Genomic DNA, 3,096 nt, shown 5'->3' on the forward strand with positions numbered 1-3,096 from the left:
CCGCCGCACCGTCGCATGCGCAGACCTTCGATCCCCGCTATCCCGTCTGCATGCACGTCTATTCCGGCTCGAGCGGTGGCGGCGGGGAGTGGTATGACTGCTCCTTCACCTCGCTGCCGCAGTGCCGCGCCACGGCGGCGGGCCGCGCCGCGACCTGCGATCTCAATCCCTACTATCCCGTGAACGCACCGCCGCCGCGTTGGCGCCACAACAGAAGCGGCTAGCGCCGGACGTTATCGCTGCTCTCCAGTAACCGCGGCGCCAGCTGCCGCGCGGGCGGCGAGGTAGCCTTGCATGTGTTGCAACGACAGCTCCGGCCCGATGTGGGAGAGCTCGGTCGCGACCGCTTCTGCAGCGTGGGCGGCAGGAAGCGCCACGCGCGCGAACATCTCGCGCTCGTAGGTGCGGACCGCCACGCGCCAGTCGGCATGCTCGGCGAGATGCCGGCCGAGCTCCGCACCATCGAGCATCGCCATGTTGACGCCGTCGCCGCCGAACGGCGACATCACGTGCGCGGCGTCGCCGAGCAGCGTCAGTCCGGGACGGTTCGGCCAATGATGGCCGACCGGCAGCGCATAGATCGAGCGCGCCACCAGCATATCGTTGCTGGCGCGAATGAGATCGAGCAGTTTTGGCGACCAGCCTGCAAACTCGGCGATCAGCCGCGTGCGGACCGCTGCGGGCGAGGTGAAATCGAAGGTCCGCGCAGCCCAATCGCCCGGGACGCGAAAAATGGCGTAGCCGCGGAGATGAGCGTTGCCGTTGCGTATCACGATCAGGCCGCGGCCGTCGCCCTCTGCGCCGAGCTTGYCGCGGCCGACCAGCGCTGCARGCGCCGGGTGGCGCGCGTCCGCATCGTCGATGCCGAATTCGATGAACGTGATGCCGGTATATTGCGGCTCATAATACGAGACCAGCGGGCGCACGCGCGACCAGGTGCCGTCAGCTCCGACCACGAGATCGAACGGGCCCTCGGTCGCGTTCTCGAACTGGAGCGTGAACGTGCCGTCGCTTTCGGGAAACACCTCGCGCAACGCGCGGTCCCAGCGGACGGCGCCGTCGGGCAGCGACGTAAGCAGGATCTCCCTGAGCGCGGTGCGGTCCACCTCGGGCCGGTCACCGTCGGTGGCATCGTCGTCGGCGAACAGCAGCGTACCGTGCTTGTCGCAGAGCCGGCTGCCCTGGTCCTCGTAGCGGGCAATGCGGCGGAATTCGGCCTCGAGCCCGGCGCGCTTCAGCGCGAGCTGGCCGTCATCGGCGTGCAGGTCGAGCGTGCCGCCCTGCGGGCGCTCCAGCGCATGCGTCTCCTTCTCGAAGACCGTCGCAGTGATCCCGGCGCAATGCAGGATGCGGGCGAGCGTCAGCCCGCCGGGACCGGCGCCGATGACGGCGATACGGGGACGCGAGACCATGGACAGACTCCTGACAACTGATATATAGGCTCCTATATATTAAACATAGGTACCTATGCAATGGCTGATTCGAAGCGGGAAGGTGCGACGATGGCGACCGACGAGCAGGCGCCGCTTGCTGACTTCGATCTGGAATTGTTCAGCACGCCGGCGCCGCTCATCAACATGGCATCGCGCGGATTGATGCGGCTTGCCGAGCGCCGCCTGAAGCCGTTCGGCGCCAGCGCCGGCCAGCTCCCGGTCCTTTATCTCTTGCGCGATGGTGGCGCAATGTCGCAGCGGGACCTGGCCCGGCTGGCGCGGATCGAGCAACCCTCGATGGCGCAGACGCTCGCCCGCATGGCGCGTGACGGCCTGATCCGCCGGGCGCCCGATCCCACGGACGGCCGCAGCAGCCTGGTCTCGCTGACGAAGAAGGCGCTGGCCAGGATGCCGGCGCTGCGCGCGGCGCTGCACGCCGGTCGGGCCGAACTGGTCGAGGGCTTTAGCGATGCCGAGGTCGCGACCTTGTGCGACCTCCTGAAACGTCTCAATCGCAATCTGGATCGCGGGATTAGCAGGGAGATCGCCGAATAGATGCTGCCGTGGCGAAGTTGTCCGCCGCTATTCCTTCTTGATCCCCGACAGCTGCACCACCTTGCGCCAGCGGTCGGTCTCCGCGGTCAGCATGCTGGCGAACTCGTCGGCATTGCCGTGCAGCGGGATAGCGCCGAGCTCGGCGATGCGCGCTTTGATCCCGGCATCGGAGAGGGCGGCGTCGATCTCGCGATTGAGGAGATCGACGATCTCGCGCGGCGTGTCATGCGGGGCGCCGACGCCGTAGAACGAACTGGTCTCGTAGCCGGGGAGGGTCGCGGCGATCGGCGGCACGTCCGGCAGAATCTCCGAGCGTTCGCGCGTGGTGACGCCGAGCGCACGCAGCTTGCCGGCGCGCACCAGCTCGAAGGACGAGGTGACGTTGTCGAACATGCCCTGGATCTGGCCGCTCATCACATCGGTCAGTCCCGGTGCCGAGCCGCGATAGGGCACGTGGGTGAACTGGACGCCGGCGAGCGACTTGAACAATTCGCCGGACAGATGCAGCGAGGTGCCGATGCCGGAGGAGGCGATCGACATCTTGCCGGGATTGGCCTTGGCGTAGGCGACGAAGTCGGCGACGGTCTTCACCGGCAGGTCGTTGTTGACGACCAGCACCAGCGGAATGCGCGCGACACCGGCGACCGGTGCGATGCCCTTGGCGAAATCATATGGCAGCGCCGGATCGAACGAGGCGTTGATCGCATTCGCCGTCGAGGTCAGCAGCAGCGTATAGCCATCCGGTGTGGACGTAATCACCGCCTGTGTACCGATATTGCTGCCGGCGCCGGGCTTGTTCTCGACCACAAAGGTCTGGCCGAGCCGGTCGGACAGCCGCTGGCAGATCAGCCGCGACAGCACGTCCGTGGCGCCGCCCGGCGGATAAGGCACCACCCATTTCACGCTGCGCGAGGGATAGGACGGGTTGCCGATCGCGAATGCGCGCGGCGCGGCCAGCGCGGCTGCGGCGCAGGCGGCGGTCTGAATGAAATGTCGCCTGGTGATCATGGTCGCCTCCAGTTCACCTCGCCCCGCTTGCGGGGAGAGGTCGGCGCGAAGCGCCGGGTGGGGGGGACTCTCCGCGAGTCGTCTGTCACCTACCTGGTGG

General features: G+C 67.4%; 4 protein-coding genes. 2 read left to right on the forward strand and 2 right to left on the reverse strand.

Annotation, left to right across the window (positions count from 1 at the left end):
- The coding region (locus ACXJL8_RS37610; protein ID WP_456686669.1) for a DUF3551 domain-containing protein at positions 1-224 on the forward strand (224 nt) is incomplete at its 5' end.
- Positions 225-233: 9 nt separating this feature from the next.
- Here the strand turns inward: ACXJL8_RS37610 and ACXJL8_RS37615 are convergent.
- A complete protein-coding gene (locus tag ACXJL8_RS37615) occupies positions 234-1,412 on the reverse strand; it encodes an FAD-dependent oxidoreductase (RefSeq protein WP_456686670.1) in 1,179 nt (392 codons plus the stop codon).
- A 90-nt stretch (positions 1,413-1,502) separates the two neighbouring features.
- On the opposite strand from ACXJL8_RS37615, the gene ACXJL8_RS37620 reads away from it, so the two are divergent.
- Entirely contained in the window at positions 1,503-1,988 is a 486-nt protein-coding gene (locus tag ACXJL8_RS37620) for a MarR family winged helix-turn-helix transcriptional regulator (protein WP_456617561.1), read from the forward strand.
- Positions 1,989-2,015: 27 nt separating this feature from the next.
- Here ACXJL8_RS37620 and ACXJL8_RS37625 read toward each other — a convergent pair whose 3' ends face one another.
- The gene (locus ACXJL8_RS37625; protein ID WP_456617366.1) at positions 2,016-2,996 is read right to left on the reverse strand and encodes a Bug family tripartite tricarboxylate transporter substrate binding protein; all 981 of its coding nucleotides are present in this window, start codon (positions 2,994-2,996) and stop codon (positions 2,016-2,018) included.
- Positions 2,997-3,096 lie beyond the last annotated feature (100 nt).

It is taken from the genome of Bradyrhizobium sp. P5_C11_2, from assembly GCF_054049755.1.

Coding starts and splice junctions, on each gene's coding strand:
- ACXJL8_RS37620 (WP_456617561.1), top strand. CDS start 1,503: ATGGCGACCGACGAGCAGGCGCCGCTTGCTGACTTCGATCTGGAATTG.
- ACXJL8_RS37625 (WP_456617366.1), bottom strand. CDS start 2,996: ATGATCACCAGGCGACATTTCATTCAGACCGCCGCCTGCGCCGCAGCC.